Raw genomic sequence first — 17,783 nt, 5'->3', positions numbered from 1 at the left:
CATGGAAAAAACGTATGATGCCATAATAGTAGGCGGAGGACCGGCAGGGCTCTCCGCCGCTATTTATATGGCAAGGGCGCGGTTTCATGTACTGGTCATTGAAAAAGAAAAGATGGGCGGCCAGATCACCATTACCTCGGAAGTGGTGAACTATCCGGGCATCTTGAATACCACCGGAGAAGCATTGACTTCTACCATGGTCAAACAGGCGCAGAACTTCGGCGCTCAGTTCCTGACGGCCGACGTGACGGGCCTGGAGCTGGAAGGGGACTACAAGACCGTCCACACCAGCCGGGGCGATTTCAAGGCCCTGGGCATCGTCTATGCCGGCGGCGCCCATCCAAGGCTGGCGGGTTTTGCGGGGGAAGAAGAATACAAAGGCCACGGCGTAGCCTACTGCGCTACCTGTGATGGTGAATTCTTCACGAACCGTTCCATCTTCGTCATTGGCGGCGGCTACGCAGCGGTGGAGGAGGGACTTTTCCTCACCCGGTACGGCAAGGAAATCATCATGGTCATTCGGGGAGACGATTTCTCTATCAATTCCGCCGCTGTGGAGGAACTGAAGGAAAATCCCCACGTAAAAATCCTCTATCATACCATCGTAGAAAAGGTGGAAGGGGACAGCGCCGTCCGCCGGGTGGTGCTGAAGGACCGGAAAACCGGGAAAAGTACGGAGTATCAGGCTTCTGACGGTGATTTCTACGGCGTCTTCGTTTTCGTAGGTTATGCACCGGAAAACGGGCTTATCAAGGGCCAGGTGGACCTGGATCCCCAGGGCTATGTCATCACGGACCGGGACCAGAAGACAAATATTGATGGCGTCTATGCGGCCGGCGACATCTGCGTCAAAAACCTCCGGCAGGTGGTGACTGCCGTTTCCGATGGCGCCGTGGCGGCTACATCCCTGGAAAAATATCTGGGCAGCCAGTACAGGAAACTGAACCTGAAACGGACCTACGTGAAGAAAGTAGAAAAGAAGGAAGAACCAAAGGCACCAGTGGGCGAAGCTGATGACAGCGCCTTCCTGGATACGGAAACGAGGCAGGCCCTGAAGCCGGTGCTGGACCGGTTCGAAAGGCCCATTACTCTCCGGCTCTACAGGGATGATACGGAACTGTCCTGGGAAAATGAAAAGCTCCTGAAGGAACTGGCTTCCCTGTCGGACAAAGTATCCTATGAAATTATGGACGCTCCGGCGGGAAAGGAACATACCATCTCCATCCTGGGGCCCGATGGAAAAGAAGCGGGCCTTTACTTCCACGGCGTTCCCGGGGGCCATGAATTCAATTCCTTCATCCTTGCCCTTTACAATACCGCCGGTCCCGGACAGGACGTGGGGGAGGACATGCAGAAACGGATCGAATCCATTTCCGAAAGGAAACAGGTCACTATCGCCGTGTCCCTGTCCTGCACCATGTGCCCGGACCTGGTGGCGGCGGCAGAACGGATTGCAGCAGACAATCCCAATATCACCGTAGACGTCTACGACCTCGCCCACTATCCGGAGCTCCAGCAGAAATACAATATCATGAGTGTACCCTGCTTCATCGTGAACGACAGTGATGTCCACTTCGGAAAAAAAGGGGTGGCGGAGCTTCTGGATATACTAGTGTCTAATTTCGTAAGTTTCCGATTGTATCCCTAAGTTGCGAACCCTTGACCTCACGTTTTTTCCAGCGGAACGGTTCTGCATGCTCATTGTAGGCAGCAATAAACTTTTTAATCGCTGACACAAGATCCGAAACAGAGTCAAAACTTGCCCCTCGGAGCACTTTTCGCGACATAATGTTAAACCATATTTCCACTTCATTCAGCCAGCTTGCTGACGTTGGTGTGTAATGAAAATGGACATTAGGATGCTTTTCCAGCCAGTCGTTTAAGCGCTTGTGCGTGCAGTAATTATCGACAATAATATGATATTGCACTTTGTCTCCACCCGGCTCACTTTTCAATAAGTCATCTAAAAATTCTTCAAAGTCCTCTCTGGTTTTTCTCTTTGTTGTCTTTCCATAAATTTGTCCGGTAGCTACCTCCAGTGCACCGAATAAATTTATTGTTCCATTCCTCCGATATGTGCTTTTCAACCCGCGCACAATTTTCTTGTTATGAGTAAGTACATATCCTTGGGCTCTACTTAAGGCCTGTATCGATGGTTTCTCATCAACGCTGATTACGACAGCATTCTCTGGCGGGTTCAAGTAAAGTCCCACGATATCAGCAGACTTTTTAGTAAACTCCGGATCAGTACTGACACACCAGGAACGCTGCCTTGCCAGCTGTATTCCTTCCTTTCTCATAAGTCGCCAAATGGCAGCCTTTGAGACATTCAGAACTCTTGCCAGTGTAGGACCATCCCAGTGTGCTAGCCCGTCTGGAGGCGCTTCCTTCAGCTTATTTAACACCATTTCGCGGAATTCCGGTCCATATTGAGCAGTACGGCCCCGCCTTTTCTTATCCTGTAGTCCAGGGATGCCCTGTTCAGCGAAACGATTCCGCCAAAGGCTAACGGTATTGGGGCGTTCCCCCAACTTAGCCGCGATATCCTTGATTTGCATTCCATCAAGACATAGAAGAACCATTTTTGCACGTCTTACAATGCGATGCTCTGTTTTTTGAGAGTTTACGATTTTATGCAGTTCTATGCGTTCGCTTTCGGAGCAGCGTATTTGCTTAGCAACTTTTGGCATAACGTTATCCCCCCCTGCAATTTGCATTTATCTGGAATAAGTATACCATTATTTGCTGTGTCCGGCAATACAATCTATTATTTATGAAATTAGACACTAGAAAAATAAAAATTAAGGAGAATGGCCAGAAGCGCTGCTTAACAAATGTGTTGCGGCACTTTTGGCTTTTTTCAATTTCTGGATGTCCTGTCCCTTTTGACCTGCCGGCGAAATTGTAGTATAAACTCGTTGTTTTCCCAATTTTTTAAAAATGTATACTCCATTTTCTCTTTAAATGTGATACAATAAAAACAACTGTGAAAGAGAAAGTATACTATTGTGGAGGCATACAATGAACAGACAACTTTCTATGGAATTTGTAAGAATTACAGAACAGGCTGCCCTTCGGAGCGGTCGCCTCATGGGCATTGGGGATAAGGAAGGGGCTGACCAGGCTGCCGTTGATGGCATGCATGAACAGTTTGCCAAGACTCCGGTTTCCGGTACCGTAGTTATAGGTGAAGGAGAAATCGATGAGGCTCCTATGCTTTATATCGGTGAACATGTAGGTGCCGGTGGAGAAGAAGTAGATATCGCCGTGGACCCTGTGGAAGGAACAAATCTGGTAGCGAAAGGCCAGAACGGGGCCATTGCTGTTCTTGCCATTGCTCCAAAGGGTTGCCTGCTTCATGCACCGGATATGTATATGCAGAAAATTTGCGTAGGTCCCCGGGCAAAGGGCCGCATTGATATCAATGCTTCGGTTACAGAAAACCTGAAGAATGTAGCCGATGCCATGGACCGTGAAGTTTCTGATCTCACCGTTGTTATCCTTGACCGTGAAAGACATGAAAAGATTATCCGCGAAGCCAGAGCTGCTGGTGCCCGTATCCGCCTCATTACTGACGGTGATGTGGTCCCATCTATCGACTGCGGCATTCAGGGCAGCGGTATTCATATGGTTCTTGGCTCCGGCGGCGCTCCGGAAGGAGTGCTTTCTGCCGTAGGCCTCAAGTGCCTTGGCGGTGATATGCAGGCCAAGCTCCTTCCCCATACGGAAGAGGAAATTGAGAGACTCCATAAGATGGGAATTGACGATCCTAATAAAGTGCTTACTCTCGATGATCTCGTAAAAGGGGATGATTGCATTTTCTCTGAAACAGCCATTACCGACTGCGCTATGCTGAGAGGTGTCCGTTACTTTGGTGGCGGTGCAAGAACAAGTACCCTTGTACTCCGTTACAAGACCGGCACAGTTCGTTTCATTGAAACCATCCATCGCTTCGGCAATCCGAAACCGGCTGTCCGTATGTGGTAAATGCAGATTGAATGATAAAAAGGCTGTGAGCTGCTTTTTGCTGCTCACAGTTTTTTATTGGTGCGCCCAGCATGGGCGTATTCTCAAGGGTGAAAGTCCCAAGACTACCCGACAGCGGGAAGGTCATAGCTGAACACCAAGGGTGTCCATCGTGAGGTGGAATCTGAAGGAAGGTGCAGGCAAATCTCCGGTCCGATGTACAAGAACCACATAAGGCTAATACAGGGTGGATAAGGTTGCCAAACAAACTGAAGTCCCATAGCTGTACGGAATCCTGTAGAGTAGATGTGGCGGATAGATGGAGAGAAAGAATACGTTCTTACCTGGGGAGGTCTCACGGACACAGCAGAATAAGGCTGTATTTACTGGGCTGTGCTGTGGTTGAAATAAGATTTGCCGTGAGAAGTCAGCAGAGGCCATAGTACCAGATGGCTCATGGGCATCTGGGAAGGACCGAACTTTAGGAGATGTTAGTCAATGAAAGTAACCAACCATGGGCTTAAAGGCAGACAACTTCAGAAAGAAGACTACTGGCAGAAAGCAGCTGCGGAACAGCAAGGATATGCCGGAGTGCCCATCCATGTGAGGATTGCTGAAAACAACAACATCATCGCAGACTTGCATAAGCAGGAATGCGAAAACTAAGGAACCGCCGTATACCGAACGGTACGTACGGTGGTGTGAGAGGTCGGCGGGCCGATGCCCGCCTCCTACTCGATCCTATAGAATAATTAATAGTTCTCAGCCTTGATGGCGAAGAAGCTTCTTGGATGGCCGCATACCGGGCATTCCTGCGGAGCTTCTACGGATTCTACGGTGTAGCCGCAGTTAGCGCACATCCACAGTTTCTTTTCGCCCTTCTTGAAGACCTGTCCGTTTTCTACATTAGCCAGGAGCAGTTTATATCTTGCTTCATGGGATTTTTCAATTTCGCCGACCTTGGAGAAGAGGAATGCAATCTGCGGGAAACCTTCCTTTTTAGCGGTTTCTGCAAATGCAGGATACATGGAAGTCCATTCGCCATGTTCGCCTTCTGCAGCCATCTTCAGATGTTCAGCAGTGGTTTTCTTCAGGTCACCGACCAGCCAGAACCAGATCTTGGCATGGGCTCTTTCATTGTTTGCTGTTTCCCGGAAGATATCAGCAATCTGACGGGAACATTCCGGATCCTTTTCCGCTTCGTTGGCGAAGAGGTTGTATTTTACATGGGCCTGGGATTCACCGGCATAAGCAGCACGCAGGTTCTTTTCAGTCTGTGTGCCTTTCAGTCTTTTCATTTCTTCTAATACTTTTGCTTCATCCATAATAAAATCCTCCTTTTAAACCAGCAGGATAATCATGCATTTTATTGTGTGACCTGCCGCACACTTTAAGTATAGATGTATTAATTAAAAAAGTCAAATCATGAGATTTCTAACATTATTCCTAAAATTTGTAGGCAAGTCTACTGAAATATTTTAGACGATTTTCAGCAATAATAATATATACCGAAATTCTGCAATTTAATGCAGGAAATAACGCAGGATAGCCCCATTTCCAGTTTGTGGGCAGGCTCACTATAGCTGGATATCCAGTCATTTTCTCTCATAAAAATATAATGGAAAATCACTATTTCAAAATATTTTAAAATACCGCATAATATATATGACAGAGGATTACAAAGAATGAATTTTTTTATCTTTCTCCTACAATCTTTACAAACATTTTACACTCATAGGGTAACATAGACGTAACGGTTCGTTTTTTATGGAGGGCACCATGTTCAGTCTTGTCAACAAGCATGAAGGGTTTTTTGATTTTCTTGTTACCAATGCGGAGTATTTCCACAAGGGTACTGTAATGGCCAGAGAAGTACTACAGGACCCGGCCAAACTGGAGCGGTATACGAAGGAAGTTAAAAACCTGGAACATTCAGCGGATAAAGTCACCCATGATATTTCTGCTAAAATGCGTCATGTTTTCATTACTCCTATTGATCGAGAAGATTTTTTCCTTCTTACCACGTCCCTGGATGACTGCGTAGATGATATCCAGGATGTGGTGATGAGCCTGAAGCTTTACCATGCTGGTATCGGTTCAAAACTTCCTCTGCGGATGGCGGACATTCTGGTAGAAATGTCTTCAGAAATGATTGTCCTTTTCCGTCTGCTGAAGGATATCGATAAAAACGAAACGGAAATTGCAGAGCGTACGAGGAAGATTAATGCTCTGGAAAGTGAAGGAGATGAAATTTACAGAAACGCCATTTCTGACCTTTTCGATGGTACCCATGAGGTGATGGAAATTATCCGGTGGAAGGAAATCATGGAAGCTATGGAAGATACGGCCAACCGGGCAGAAAAGGTAGGGAACCTGATTAAAGAGGTGGTCATGAAGTATGCCTGATACGTACATTATTGGAATTGTCATCGTTCTGGCACTGTGCTTCGACTTTATTAACGGTTTCCATGATACGGCCAATGCCATTGCCACATGCGTGGCTACCCAAGCCTTGAGCCCAAAAGTAGCCATTATCATGTCAGCCATTTTGAATTTCGTGGGTACTATGATTTCCACAGGAGTTGCCAAGACTATCGGCGGCGAAATCGTTACATCTCCCCATATGGTTGATTCTGTAGTCCTTTCTGCGGCTCTGGCTTCCGCTATCATTTGGAATCTTTTTACCTGGCGCATCTGCCTGCCCTCCAGTTCTTCCCATGCCCTCATTGGCGGGGTTATCGGGGCGGTCATTATTTCTTATGGAACCGGAGCCATTCATCTTGCCGGCGTGCTGACCATTGTTATCGGTCTTGTGCTGTCACCGGTGTGCGCACTGATTACGGGCTATATCATCATGACAATCCTCTATATCGCTTTTCGAAATGTGGGAAAGTCCCGGGTGAATTATGTGGCCACCCATATCCAGATGGTATCGGCGGCGCTCATGGCTTTCTCCCATGGTTCTAATGATGCCCAAAAATCTATGGGTATCATTACCCTGGCCCTTCTTTCCGGCGGTTATATTGGACAGTTGGAAGTACCCTGGGAAGTCAAAGTTGCCTGTGCCTGTGCCATGTGTTTTGGCACATCCGTCGGCGGCTGGCGGATTATCCGTACCGTTGGAAATAAGATTTTTCGCATGCAGCCGGTGAATGGATTGGCGGCCGATCTGAATTCAGCCATTACTATTTTCAGCGCCACCATGCTTCATCTTCCCGTATCCACCACCCATGTGGTGACGGGATCCATAATGGGGGTAGGTTGGGCTACTCGTTTTCGTGCGGTTCACTGGAGTGTGGCCTATCAGATGGTGTCGGCCTGGATTATGACTATTCCCTGTACTGCAGCTGTGGGAGCGCTTATTTATCTAATTATTAAACATGTATTGTAAGAAATAGGAGAGGACCGGAAAAATCATGCTTTCCGGTTCTTTTTTGCGCTCCGATAGTCGGCTTTAAAAATATTTAAAATCTTCTATCCCTATGATAAAATAGGATTAATATTGAAACAGTATGCCCCAAAGGGCATACGGGAGGTGTACTATGCTGATTCAATGGTTTCCTGGCCATATGACAAAAACGAAACGGATGATAGAAGACCACCTGAAGGCGGTGGATGTGGTGGCGGAGCTTCTGGATGCCCGTATTCCCCAGTCCAGTGCGAACCCCATGGTGGAGAAACTGGTGAAAGGAAAGCCCCGGATTGTGATTCTGAACAAGGCGGATCTGGCGGATCCCCGGGAGACGGATCTCTGGATTTCTTACTACAAAAAGAAAGGAATTTCCGTGGTGCCCATGACTGTGGGCAATGGAAAGAATAAGAAACGGCTCCTTTCCCTGATTCGGGAGACAGCGGAACCCATCCTTTCCAAATGGCGGAAGCGGGGATTGAAGAACCGTTCTGTACGCCTTATGATTCTTGGTATTCCGAACGTAGGTAAGTCATCTCTCATCAATTTCCTGGCAGGCAAGGCTTCCACCCGCACTGCCAATACTCCGGGTCATACGAGGGGCAAGCAGTGGGTGCGGCTTTCTGATGGTCTGGACCTTCTCGATACGCCGGGGGTGCTGTGGCCGAAATTTGACGACCAGACAGCGGCCCTCAGGCTGGCAGCTACCGGTGCCATTGCAGGAGATGTTTTCAACCCTGATGAAGTGGTGCCTGTACTTCTATCTTCTCTTGCGGAGACAGCGCCCCAGGTGCTCAAGGATGTCTATGGCATTGAAGACGTCAGCCGGGATCCCCAGCTGTTGCTGGAAGACGCCGGACGCCGGCGGGGATGCCTCCTTCCCGGAGGAGCCATTGACTACGACCGGGCAGAAATGGCGGTGCTCCGGGATTTTCGGAGCGGCAAACTGGGACGGATTACCCTGGACCCCCTGCCGAAGGAGGAACCATGACGGTTTCTGAAATTCGGGCTCTCCTGAAACAGGATGAAGTGCCGGAAGAGATACTAAAAGAAATCATGGCGGATTCCCGGAAAGGAGTGCAGCAGCTCCTTTCTTCCTACATGAAACGATTGGAAAGGGAGAGCAGGGAGCGGCTTCGGGTGGAGTCCATGTATGAAGTGGAGAGCAGCTTTTATAAAAAAGGAATCAACCTTATTGCCGGTATTGATGAAGTGGGGAGAGGTCCCCTGGCAGGACCGGTAACGGTGGCGGCAGTCATCCTGAAGCCCCACTGGTTTGCACCGGGGCTTAATGATTCGAAGAAAGTGACGCCGGAGCATCGGGAAGTCCTTTCCGAAAAAATTCTGAAAGAAGCGGTAGATGTATCCATTGTGAGCCTCTCACCGGCTGAAATTGATGATTATAACATTTACCAGGCCACCATGATGGCCATGTACCGGGCGGTGAAGAACCTGAAAGTTCAGCCCCAGGCGGTCATCGTGGATGCCATGCCCCTTCATTTTCCGTTTCCCACGGTTTCCCTCATTCACGGCGATGCCAGAAGCGCATCTGTTGCAGCGGCATCTATTGTGGCCAAGGTACATCGTGACCATCGGATGGATGAATACGATAAGCAGTACCCGGGCTATGGATTTGCCAGAAACAAGGGCTACGGTACGGCAGAACATATAGAAGCCCTCAGAAAACTGGGTATTACGCCCATTCACAGGAAGAGTTTCGAGCCCGTGAAGAGTATGGTGTTGGGGGATGATGACAGTAACTGAGGGGAAGTCAGCGGCACTCGTGTGGCCGATCGTGTGACCGGATGACTTGTGAAAGCGTGAGGACGTTTAGCTGCTGGCTGCAAACAGTTGGAAGTTAGAAGCCCCTGCCCGTTTGCATGACGCTCCGCTACATATCCCCAAACAATGGATATCAAATTGTTACATCAATATAAGTTTATAAATGATATACTATTTGCTACATATTAGAAATTCCATTTCAGCGGGCCCCTTTTGTTGTCATACACCTCTCATGGTGATACAATTTTAGTTGTGGCAAAAGATTTATACTATTTTATTTTTTATCCCTCAGGAAGGTGATTCCTTTTTGTACCCGGTCAATCTCAGAATGGATGGCGTATCCTGTCTTATTATCGGCGGCGGCCATGTGGCGCTCAGGAAGGTGAAAAAGCTGGTAGACCAGCAGGCCCGTGTGACGGTGCTGGCTCCGGAAATCTGTAAAGAACTTGTGGCACTGTGGCAGGAGAAGCGGATTTCCTGGAAGAAAGCCTTCTATGAAGCAGGAGATGCCAAAGGATACCATTTTGTGGTGACCGCTTCCGGCAGCCGTGAGGTGGCAGAGATGGTACACCGGGAATCACTGGACTCCACATTTTTATATAACAGCGCAGATTTTCCGGAATTGGGAAATTGTTTTCTGCCTGCCACTTTTGAAACGGGAGGAATCCGCTTTGCCGTATCCACCAATGGCCGATCACCGGCCATGGCGAAGTACGTAAAGAACTGGCTCGCCGGCCAGATTCCCCCTTCTTTTGGTGTGTGGCTGGACCGGGTGGGGGATATCCGCCTGGAATTAAAAGAAAAATTAAAAGACAGCCGTGCCAGGGAGGATTTCTGGCACACCGTATTCAGCGACCGGATCATGAATCTGGTGCTTTCAGGGAAATTAGACGAAGCAGAGGAGTGTGTACGTCATGCAACTGGTTGTATTGGGGCTGAACCATAAAACCGTTTCCGTAGATATCCGGGAACAGTTTGCTATTTCAGAAGAAAGCGCGAGGAGCGGTCTCCGCCACCTGGATGAACAGGAGGGCATCGAGGAGGCTGTGGTGCTTTCCACCTGCAACAGAACAGAAATTTACGCGGTACTGAAAGATGGTTCCGCAAAGAAGACACTAGAAGAATTCTTCCTTGCCCTTTCCGGCAACAGCGGGGCAAAGAAAGAATGGTTCTTCTATTTTGAGGGAGAAGCCTGCATCCGCCATCTCTTTGAGGTGGCTTCGGGGCTGGACTCCATGGTTATTGGTGAGAGCCAGATCCTGAACCAGATCAAGACCGCTTACACAATGGCCCTTTCTGAAAAGGCGACGAAAACCATTCTGAATACCCTGTTCCACCGGGCTATTACTACGGGGAAACGGGTGCGCACGGAAACCCGGATTTCCTACAGCGCCGTTTCCGTAAGCTACGCAGCTGTGAAACTGGCAGAAAAAATTCTTGGGGGCCTGGAAGACAGGACAGCCATGGTTTTCGGTGCCGGCGAAGCGGCAGAGCTTCTGGTGAAGAATCTGCAGGGTAAAGGACTTAAGAATGTGAAAGTAGCGAACCGCCACATGGACAAAGCGGAAGCCCTGGCAAAGACTATCGGCGGCGAGGCGGTGCCCTTCAAGAGCGCCCTCACCCATGCAGACGATGTGGATATCATTGTCACCGCCACCGGTGCGTCCCAGTATATTGTGAAGGCCTGGGATGTGCGGAATCTTATGATGCGCCGCAATACAAGACCTCTCGTGGCCATTGATATCGCCGTGCCCTGCGATATTGAACCGGAAGTCCGGGATATCCGGAATGTGACACTCTATAACCTTGATGACCTCCAGGAAATCGTGGCCAACAACATTCGCCTCCGGAAGGAAGAGGCAGAGCGGGCAGAGGTCATTGTTCAGGAAGAAATCGATTCCATCGAAGACCGTTTCAAATATCTTTCCACCCGGCCTGTCATGGTATCTCTCTCCGATAAGGCCGAAGCCATCCGGGAAAGGGAACTCCGCCACGGCCTGGCGAAAATCGAAGGACTTACGGAGGAGGACAAGAAGGTTCTCTCCCATATGACCCATATGATCGTTCGGAAAATTCTCCGGGAACCGATGATGCACCTCAATGAATACGCCGGTACCGAATGGGAGTCGGAGGACAAGTCCGCCGTGGCCCGGCTCTTCAAACTGGACGTAAGAAAGGGGCAGCAGCTTGAAAAATAAAATTACCATTGCCACCAGGGAAAGCCTTCTGGCTCTCTGGCAGGCCCATTATGTAGAAAACAGACTGAAAGAGAAGTATCCTGGCCTTACTGTTGAACTTCTGCCGGTGACAACGAAGGGAGACCAGATCCTGGACCGGCCCCTCGTGGAAATTGGGGGCAAGGGACTGTTCATCAAAGAACTGGAAGTGATCCTTCTGGAGGGAAAGGCAGATATCGCCGTCCACTCCCTTAAGGATATGACAGCCCAGTGCCCCGATGGACTTACCATCGCCGCTGTCACGGCCCGGGAAGATCCAAGGGATGCCTTCGTTTCCAATAAGTACAAATCCCTGGAAGAACTGCCGCCCCATGCCAGGGTAGGCACATCGAGTCTTCGCCGGCAGGCCCAGCTTCTTCACTGGAGAGGCGACCTTGAAATTGGGACTCTCCGAGGCAATGTGCAGACACGGCTCCGTCACCTGGATGAAGGACAGTTCGATGCGGTAATCCTGGCTGCGGCAGGGCTGAAACGGCTCGGTCTGGCGGACCGCATTACATCCTATATTTCCACGGAAGACAGCATTCCGGCGGCAGGGCAGGGAGTGATGGCGGTGGAAGCTAGGACCGATGATAGGGAAACACTGGAGCTTCTCTCCTTCCTCCATGATGAAGACGTGGCATCCTGCATCCGTTCGGAGCGGGCCTTCCTGGCCAAAGTGGGCGGAGACTGCAAGGTACCTGCCGGTATTTACGCCGTGCCCAAAGGGGATGGGGTACTCCATGTGGAAGCCTTTATCGCCTCTCCGGACGGAAAGAAGCTCTACCGCGGCGAAGCCGATGGTACCGCAGCGAAGGCGGAAGAGGCAGGCACAGGAATCGCTGAAAAGCTCCTTGACGAAGGGGGCCGGGAAATCCTGGAGAAACTGTCAAAAATCTAAGTAATTTGAGGAGATTAACATGAAACAAGGGAAAGTATACCTCATCGGGGCAGGCCCCGGAGATCCGGAACTTCTGACACTCAAAGGGAAACGGTGCCTGGAAGAAGCGGACGTGGTGGTAGGGGACTACCTGGCGGACAAGAGAATTCTCCGCTTCATGAGACCCGATGCAGAATACATTTATGTAGGGAAAAAAGCGGGCTGCCATACCATGAGGCAGCAGGAAATCAGCCGCATTCTGGCGGAAAAAGGAAAAGAAGGGCACATCGTGGCCCGCCTGAAGGGGGGAGATCCCTTCGTTTTCGGCCGGGGCGGTGAGGAAATTGAAGTGCTGAAAGAAGCAGGTGTGCCCTTTGAGGAAGTGCCCGGCGTGACCAGCGCCATTGTGGCACCAGCCTATGCAGGAATTCCTGTGACCCACCGGAAAGTGGCGGCGTCCTTTGCCGTCATCACCGGCCATGAGGATCCTACGAAGGATGAATCTTCCATTCACTGGGACAAGCTGGCCGGCGGCGTGGATACCCTGATTTTCCTCATGGGTGTAGGCCATACGGCCTTGATTGCTTCCCAGCTTATGAAGTACGGAAGAAGCAAGGATACCCCTGCGGCTTTTGTTCGGTGGGGGACAAGACCCTACCAGCAGACCTGGACCACCACCCTTGGCGAAGCGGCCAATGACGTGGAACGGCTGGGGATTAAGCCGCCGGCCGTATTTATCGTAGGGGACGTGGTGAACCTCCGGAAAGACATGCGTTGGTTCGATAATCGGCCCCTCTTTGGGAAACGGGTCATTGTCACCCGGTCCAGAAGCCAGGCATCCCGCCTCGTGGACGTGCTGAATGAAAAGGGCGCGGAAACCATTGAAATCCCTACCATTTCCATCAGGAAGCCCTCTGACGATTACTGGGGAATGGACAGGGCCCTCACCAATCTTTCCTCCTATGACTGGGTGCTCTTTACCAGCCAGAATGGGGTGGACTCTTTCTTTAACCGTCTCTATGAAAAGGGATTGGATACAAGAGCTCTGGGCCATGCAAAAATAGGTGCCATCGGGCCCGCTACGGCACGGCAGCTGAAAGCCCATGGTATCCATGCCGATGCGGTGCCGGAAAAGTACAAGGCTGAGAATCTTCTGGCAGTGATGGAACCATCCCTCTTGGGAAATGAAAGAATCCTTATCCCCAGGGCGAAAGTTGCTAGAAGCGTCCTTCCCGAAGGCCTTCGGGCCCGGGGATGCACGGTGGACGTGGTGGAAGCGTACCAGACTGTTCCTGACGAAGAAAGCCGGGAAAAGCTTTTGAAAGTCCTCACAAGCCATGGTGCTGACATCATCACATTTACCTCTTCCTCCACCGTCTACAACCTTATGGACCAGATCGGCGGACGGACAGAGCTGCTGGAAGGCATTACGCTGGCCTGCATCGGACCTATTACTGCCGATACATGCCGGAAATATAAATTGGAACCATCCATCATTTCTGAAATCTATACGATAGATGGCCTTGTCAATGCGATTGAAAAAGGAGTCGAGAAGAAATGAAACTGAATACCCTTCGTCCAAGACGTCTCAGAAGAACGGAAGCCATCCGTTCCATGGTGAGAGAAAATTCCCTGGAAATCAATGATTTCGTTTATCCTATCTTCGTGGTGCCCGGCACGAACGTAAAGGAAGAAATCCCCAGTATGCCCGGACAGTACCACCTGTCTGTGGACAACGCCGTCAAAGTGGCGGAAGAAATTTATAAACTGGGCATTCCGGCGGTAGAAGTTTTCGGCCTTCCGGAATACAAAGACGATATCGGTTCTTCTGCCTGGGATATGACTAGCCCTGTACAGCGGGCCATCAAAGCCATTAAAGAAGCAGTACCGGACCTGGTTATTGTAGGGGACGTATGCCTCTGCCAGTACACAAACAGCGGCCACTGCGGCAAGCTGAAAGACCATGAAGTGGATAACGACCCCACTCTGGAACTCCTGGCCAAAGTGGCTCTGTCCCAGGCGGAAGCCGGCGCCGACATGGTGGCTCCTTCCGATATGATGGACGGCCGTGTGGCCAAAATCCGGGAAACTCTGGATGATAATGGCTTCCAGAATGTTTCCATCATGTCCTATGCCGTGAAATATGCCTCCGGTTACTATGGCCCCTTCCGTGATGCCGCAAATTCGGCACCCCAGTTTGGCGACCGTCGGGGTTATCAGATGGATCCGGCAAACAGCCGGGAAGCCATGAAGGAAGTAGACTTGGATCTGGCTGAAGGAGCCGACATTATCATGGTAAAACCGGCCCTGGCTTACCTCGATATCGTCCGTCAGGTACGGGACCATATTAACCGCCCCGTAGCGACATACAACGTATCCGGCGAATATTCCATGATCAAGGCAGCTGCAGCCAAAGGCTGGATTGATGAAAAGAGAATCGTCATGGAATCCCTGCTCTGCATGAAACGGGCGGGCGCTGATATTATCATTTCCTACTTCGCACCGGAAGTGGCGAAATGGATCAGGGAGGAACAGGGCAAATGATCGACCTTTCCAAATCCAAAGCGGCCTTTGAAGAAGCAAAGAAATACATGCCCGGCGGCGTAAACAGCCCGGTCCGGTCCTATCCCCATATGGGATGTCCGCCTCCCTTTATCCGGGAAGCCCATGGGTCCCATATTACCGATATCGATGGCAATACCTACATCGACTACGTAGGCTCCTGGGGCCCCATGGTCCTGGGCCACGCCCATCCTGAAGTGATCAAAGCCATCCAGAAAGCGGCAGAGCGGAGCACCAGCTACGGCGCGCCTACTCTCATGGAAACGGAAATCGCAAAACTCATTCATGAAGTGTACCCGTCCATAGAAAAAATGCGGATGGTGAACTCCGGCACTGAAGCCACTATGAGCGCCCTTCGGGCAGCCCGTGGCTACACCGGCCGGGATAAAATCCTGAAATTTGAGGGGTGCTACCATGGCCATGGCGACAGTCTTCTCGTGAAAGCAGGCTCCGGCGCTGCCACCTTCGGCAGTCCGGACAGCGCTGGCGTCACAAAAGGTACAGCCCAGGATACTGTGGTGGTTCCCTATAACGATATCGATGCCTTCACGAAGACCATGGACGAAGAGGGCGACGAAATCGCCGCAGTCATCGTAGAACCGGTGGCTGGTAATATGTGCTGCGTACCGCCGATTCCCGGGTTCCTCGAAGCCCTTCGGAAGGAAACGGAAAAACATGGCACTGTCCTCATTTTTGATGAAGTCATGTGCGGCTTCCGTACCACTTTCCATGGTGCCCAGGCCCGGTACCATATCCATCCCGACATGACCTGCCTCGGCAAGATCATCGGCGGCGGCCTCCCGGCAGCGGCCTATGGCGGACGGAAAGAAATCATGAACTGCATCACCCCGGAAGGGGCGGTATACCAGGCCGGTACCCTTTCCGGCAACCCCTTGGCTGTCACTGCGGGCATCGAAACCCTGAAACAGATGATGGCTATTCCGGACTTTGATAAAATTCTCGAAGACAAGACGAAGACCCTTCTTGCGGGCTGGAAGGAAGCGGCTGACCGGAAGGGTGTCCCCCTCGTCTGCCACCAGTCGGGATCCATGTTTGGTATCTTCTTCTCCGAGAAGGACGTCCTGAACTACAGCGATGCCTGTGCTGCCAACAGGGACCAGTTCAAAGCCTGGTTCCTTTCCATGCTGGACCAGCATATTTATCTGGCTCCGTCTCCTTTTGAGACCCTCTTTATGTCCTATGCCCACAGCGACGAAGACATTGAAAAGACCATCAAAGCGGCAGATAAAGCCATGGAAGCTGCAGCTAAAGCGTAAAATAGACAGTTGGGATTTGAGAGTTAAGAAGAGGGAATTCCTCCTTCGTCATGGGGGAGGAATTCTTTTATTTTCTCCCGGATTTCCAACTTTTATTTTCTATGATTACGGTTTTGCTATGTAGTTTCCCTATTTGTCGATTCGCTTCCTGGCTGTCCCTATGAATCACCGGTCAGGGGAGGGGAGGTTCCATGAGAGAAAATCCAAAACCTGGAGAAATCTGGCATCATTTTAAAGATCACGATTATGAAATCATAACGTTAGCTGTCCATACGGAAACAAGGGAGACCCTGGTGGTTTATCGGGCTCTCTATGGGGACTTTGGGGTCTACGCCAGGCCCCTTGCCATGTTCCTGTCGGAAGTGGATCACCGGAAGTATCCGGATGTCCGGCAGAAATGGCGGTTTGAAAAGAAGGCGGAAGACTGAGGGAGCTGTGTCTCCCTGTTTTCCAAACAAAAAAGCACCCGATTCGGGTGCTTTTGGTTTTGGCGGAGCAGGTGGGATTCGAACCCACGGGCCCCGAAGGGCTAACGGATTTCGAGTCCGCCTCGTTATGACCACTTCGATACTGCTCCTTATGAAATTGGTGCCGATTGATGAAAATCCGGTTATCATCGTTTCCTGGCAAAGAAGGAATCCATCAGTGCCTGGCATTCTTTCTGCCGGATGCCGGAGGTGATTTCCATGGTGTGGTTTAATACGCCTTCGCCGGTGATGCGGAATCTGGACTCGATGGCTCCGTACTGGGGGTTTGCAGCCCCATAGACGAGCCTTGAAATTCTTGCATTCAGGAGGGCTCCTGCACACATCGGACACGGTTCTATGGTAACATAAAGAGAAGCCCCCGTCAAACGCCATCTGCCCAGAATGCGGGCGCCCTTCCGGAGGGCCAGAATTTCCGCATGGGCCGTGGGGTCTTTTTCTGTCTCCTTGCGGTTATGGCCGGCGGCAATGACCATGTCCTTATACACAAGGATGGCACCGATGGGAATTTCTCCCTCTTCTTTTGCCTTTTGCGCTTCTTCCAGGGCAAACAGCATGTATTCTGAGTCTGTCATGGTATGCTCCTTCTGGTTTCGCAGGGTTCCTGTTCTTCTTATAAAAATATCATAATCAAAGTGGAAATAAATGGCAAGGCAGGGTACAATAAATGGAGCAGCTCCTATTGTTTAATGGAAGGTGGATAAGAAATGGCAGAAGAAAAAAGAGAAAATCTGAAAGCAAAGAAATTTGAAAAGTATATCACCGATAATAAGATGAATTTCTTTGTAAAAAAAGAAATGAAGGATGAAGCGGAAACCATCGTATTCCAGTCCAACATCAAGGTGGAAGGCCAGACCATTCCCATGGGTATTATCACGGACAATACCATTTACACCATTATCCGTGTTCAGGTGGGAAGCCAGCTCGTAAAGGACAGCAATAAGAACCGTTTCCTGGAATATATCAATAAGTTAAATAGAAGCTACAAAGTTTTCAAATACGTGGTAGCGGAAGACGGTTCCCTTTTCCTGGATTGCTGCCTCCCCAGCACCAATGACAGCTTCGATCCGGAAATTGTCCGTGTAGTCCTGGATGTGGTAGTCGATCATCTCAATACGGAATACAAGAATATTATGAAAGAAGCCTGGGAATAATTTCCGGGAAATGGCAGCGCTCTTCGGAGCGCTGTTTTTTGTTGGATGGGTG

At 50.3% G+C, this 17,783-nt stretch carries 18 protein-coding genes and 1 tRNA gene; 15 read left to right on the top strand and 4 right to left on the bottom strand.

The window, feature by feature from the left end:
* The first annotated feature begins 1 nt into the window (after position 1).
* On the top strand, positions 2-1,648 hold the full coding sequence (locus tag ACFWUL_RS06200) for an FAD-dependent oxidoreductase (RefSeq protein ID WP_416176726.1): 1,647 nt from the start codon (positions 2-4) through the stop codon (positions 1,646-1,648).
* On the opposite strand, the gene ACFWUL_RS06195 is transcribed toward ACFWUL_RS06200, so the two are convergent.
* A complete protein-coding gene (locus ACFWUL_RS06195) occupies positions 1,617-2,690 on the bottom strand; it encodes an IS630 family transposase (protein ID WP_416176725.1) in 1,074 nt (357 codons plus the stop codon). The genes ACFWUL_RS06200 and ACFWUL_RS06195 overlap by 32 nt on opposite strands.
* Before the next feature lie 331 nt (positions 2,691-3,021).
* Between ACFWUL_RS06195 and glpX the strand changes: the two genes are divergently transcribed.
* Both glpX and ACFWUL_RS06185 read left to right on the top strand, forming a co-directional pair.
* Positions 3,022-3,987: a class II fructose-bisphosphatase gene (glpX, locus tag ACFWUL_RS06190; protein WP_416176724.1), complete on the top strand. Its 966-nt coding sequence runs from the start codon at positions 3,022-3,024 to the stop codon at positions 3,985-3,987.
* Between the two features lie 477 nt (positions 3,988-4,464).
* Positions 4,465-4,632, top strand: coding sequence for a hypothetical protein (locus ACFWUL_RS06185; RefSeq protein ID WP_297041640.1), 168 nt, complete (start codon positions 4,465-4,467; stop codon positions 4,630-4,632).
* Between the two features lie 86 nt (positions 4,633-4,718).
* On the opposite strand, the gene rbr is transcribed toward ACFWUL_RS06185, so the two are convergent.
* Positions 4,719-5,291 (bottom strand): rubrerythrin, encoded by a 573-nt coding sequence (rbr, locus tag ACFWUL_RS06180; RefSeq protein WP_296096465.1) that lies wholly within the window; start codon positions 5,289-5,291, stop codon positions 4,719-4,721.
* 454 nt (positions 5,292-5,745) lie between these two features.
* Between rbr and ACFWUL_RS06175 the strand changes: the two genes are divergently transcribed.
* The 11 genes from ACFWUL_RS06175 (at position 5,746) to ACFWUL_RS06125 (ending at position 16,520) form a co-directional block, all read left to right on the top strand.
* Positions 5,746-6,372, top strand: coding sequence for a DUF47 domain-containing protein (locus ACFWUL_RS06175; RefSeq protein WP_416176723.1), 627 nt, complete (start codon positions 5,746-5,748; stop codon positions 6,370-6,372).
* The gene (locus tag ACFWUL_RS06170) at positions 6,365-7,357 is read left to right on the top strand and encodes an inorganic phosphate transporter (protein ID WP_416176722.1); all 993 of its coding nucleotides are present in this window, start codon (positions 6,365-6,367) and stop codon (positions 7,355-7,357) included. The genes ACFWUL_RS06175 and ACFWUL_RS06170 overlap by 8 nt, the downstream gene beginning before the upstream one ends.
* A 151-nt stretch (positions 7,358-7,508) precedes the next feature.
* Positions 7,509-8,366, top strand: coding sequence for a ribosome biogenesis GTPase YlqF (gene ylqF / locus ACFWUL_RS06165; protein ID WP_297022524.1), 858 nt, complete (start codon positions 7,509-7,511; stop codon positions 8,364-8,366).
* The gene (locus ACFWUL_RS06160) at positions 8,363-9,139 is read left to right on the top strand and encodes a ribonuclease HII (protein WP_416176721.1); all 777 of its coding nucleotides are present in this window, start codon (positions 8,363-8,365) and stop codon (positions 9,137-9,139) included. The genes ylqF and ACFWUL_RS06160 overlap by 4 nt, the downstream gene beginning before the upstream one ends.
* Before the next feature lie 325 nt (positions 9,140-9,464).
* Positions 9,465-10,103 (top strand): precorrin-2 dehydrogenase/sirohydrochlorin ferrochelatase family protein, encoded by a 639-nt coding sequence (locus ACFWUL_RS06155; protein WP_416176720.1) that lies wholly within the window; start codon positions 9,465-9,467, stop codon positions 10,101-10,103.
* The gene (gene hemA / locus ACFWUL_RS06150; protein ID WP_416176719.1) at positions 10,072-11,355 is read left to right on the top strand and encodes a glutamyl-tRNA reductase; all 1,284 of its coding nucleotides are present in this window, start codon (positions 10,072-10,074) and stop codon (positions 11,353-11,355) included. The genes ACFWUL_RS06155 and hemA overlap by 32 nt, the downstream gene beginning before the upstream one ends.
* The gene (hemC, locus tag ACFWUL_RS06145) at positions 11,345-12,274 is read left to right on the top strand and encodes a hydroxymethylbilane synthase (protein WP_416176718.1); all 930 of its coding nucleotides are present in this window, start codon (positions 11,345-11,347) and stop codon (positions 12,272-12,274) included. The genes hemA and hemC overlap by 11 nt, the downstream gene beginning before the upstream one ends.
* Positions 12,275-12,293: 19 nt before the next feature.
* On the top strand, positions 12,294-13,814 hold the full coding sequence (gene cobA / locus ACFWUL_RS06140) for a uroporphyrinogen-III C-methyltransferase (RefSeq protein ID WP_416176717.1): 1,521 nt from the start codon (positions 12,294-12,296) through the stop codon (positions 13,812-13,814).
* Entirely contained in the window at positions 13,811-14,797 is a 987-nt protein-coding gene (hemB, locus tag ACFWUL_RS06135) for a porphobilinogen synthase (protein ID WP_416176716.1), read from the top strand. Before cobA ends, hemB begins: the two co-directional genes overlap by 4 nt.
* A complete protein-coding gene (hemL, locus tag ACFWUL_RS06130) occupies positions 14,794-16,092 on the top strand; it encodes a glutamate-1-semialdehyde 2,1-aminomutase (RefSeq protein WP_297022590.1) in 1,299 nt (432 codons plus the stop codon). Before hemB ends, hemL begins: the two co-directional genes overlap by 4 nt.
* A 191-nt stretch (positions 16,093-16,283) precedes the next feature.
* Positions 16,284-16,520, top strand: a complete 237-nt coding sequence (locus ACFWUL_RS06125; RefSeq protein ID WP_297022542.1) for a DUF1653 domain-containing protein — start codon at positions 16,284-16,286, stop codon at positions 16,518-16,520.
* Between the two features lie 60 nt (positions 16,521-16,580).
* Here ACFWUL_RS06125 and ACFWUL_RS06120 read toward each other — a convergent pair.
* Both ACFWUL_RS06120 and tadA read right to left on the bottom strand, forming a co-directional pair.
* A tRNA-Ser gene (locus ACFWUL_RS06120) sits at positions 16,581-16,669 on the bottom strand.
* 36 nt (positions 16,670-16,705) lie between these two features.
* On the bottom strand, positions 16,706-17,152 hold the full coding sequence (gene tadA, locus ACFWUL_RS06115; protein ID WP_297022545.1) for a tRNA adenosine(34) deaminase TadA: 447 nt from the start codon (positions 17,150-17,152) through the stop codon (positions 16,706-16,708).
* 132 nt (positions 17,153-17,284) lie between these two features.
* On the opposite strand from tadA, the gene ACFWUL_RS06110 reads away from it, so the two are divergent.
* Positions 17,285-17,731: a histidine kinase gene (locus ACFWUL_RS06110; protein WP_297022547.1), complete on the top strand. Its 447-nt coding sequence runs from the start codon at positions 17,285-17,287 to the stop codon at positions 17,729-17,731.
* Positions 17,732-17,783: the final 52 nt, after the last annotated feature.

Origin of the sequence: Dialister sp. (assembly GCF_047832375.1) — a bacterium.
Classification (GTDB): domain Bacteria; phylum Bacillota; class Negativicutes; order Veillonellales; family Dialisteraceae; genus Dialister.
This window is presented reverse-complemented; position numbering and strand designations above follow the sequence as displayed.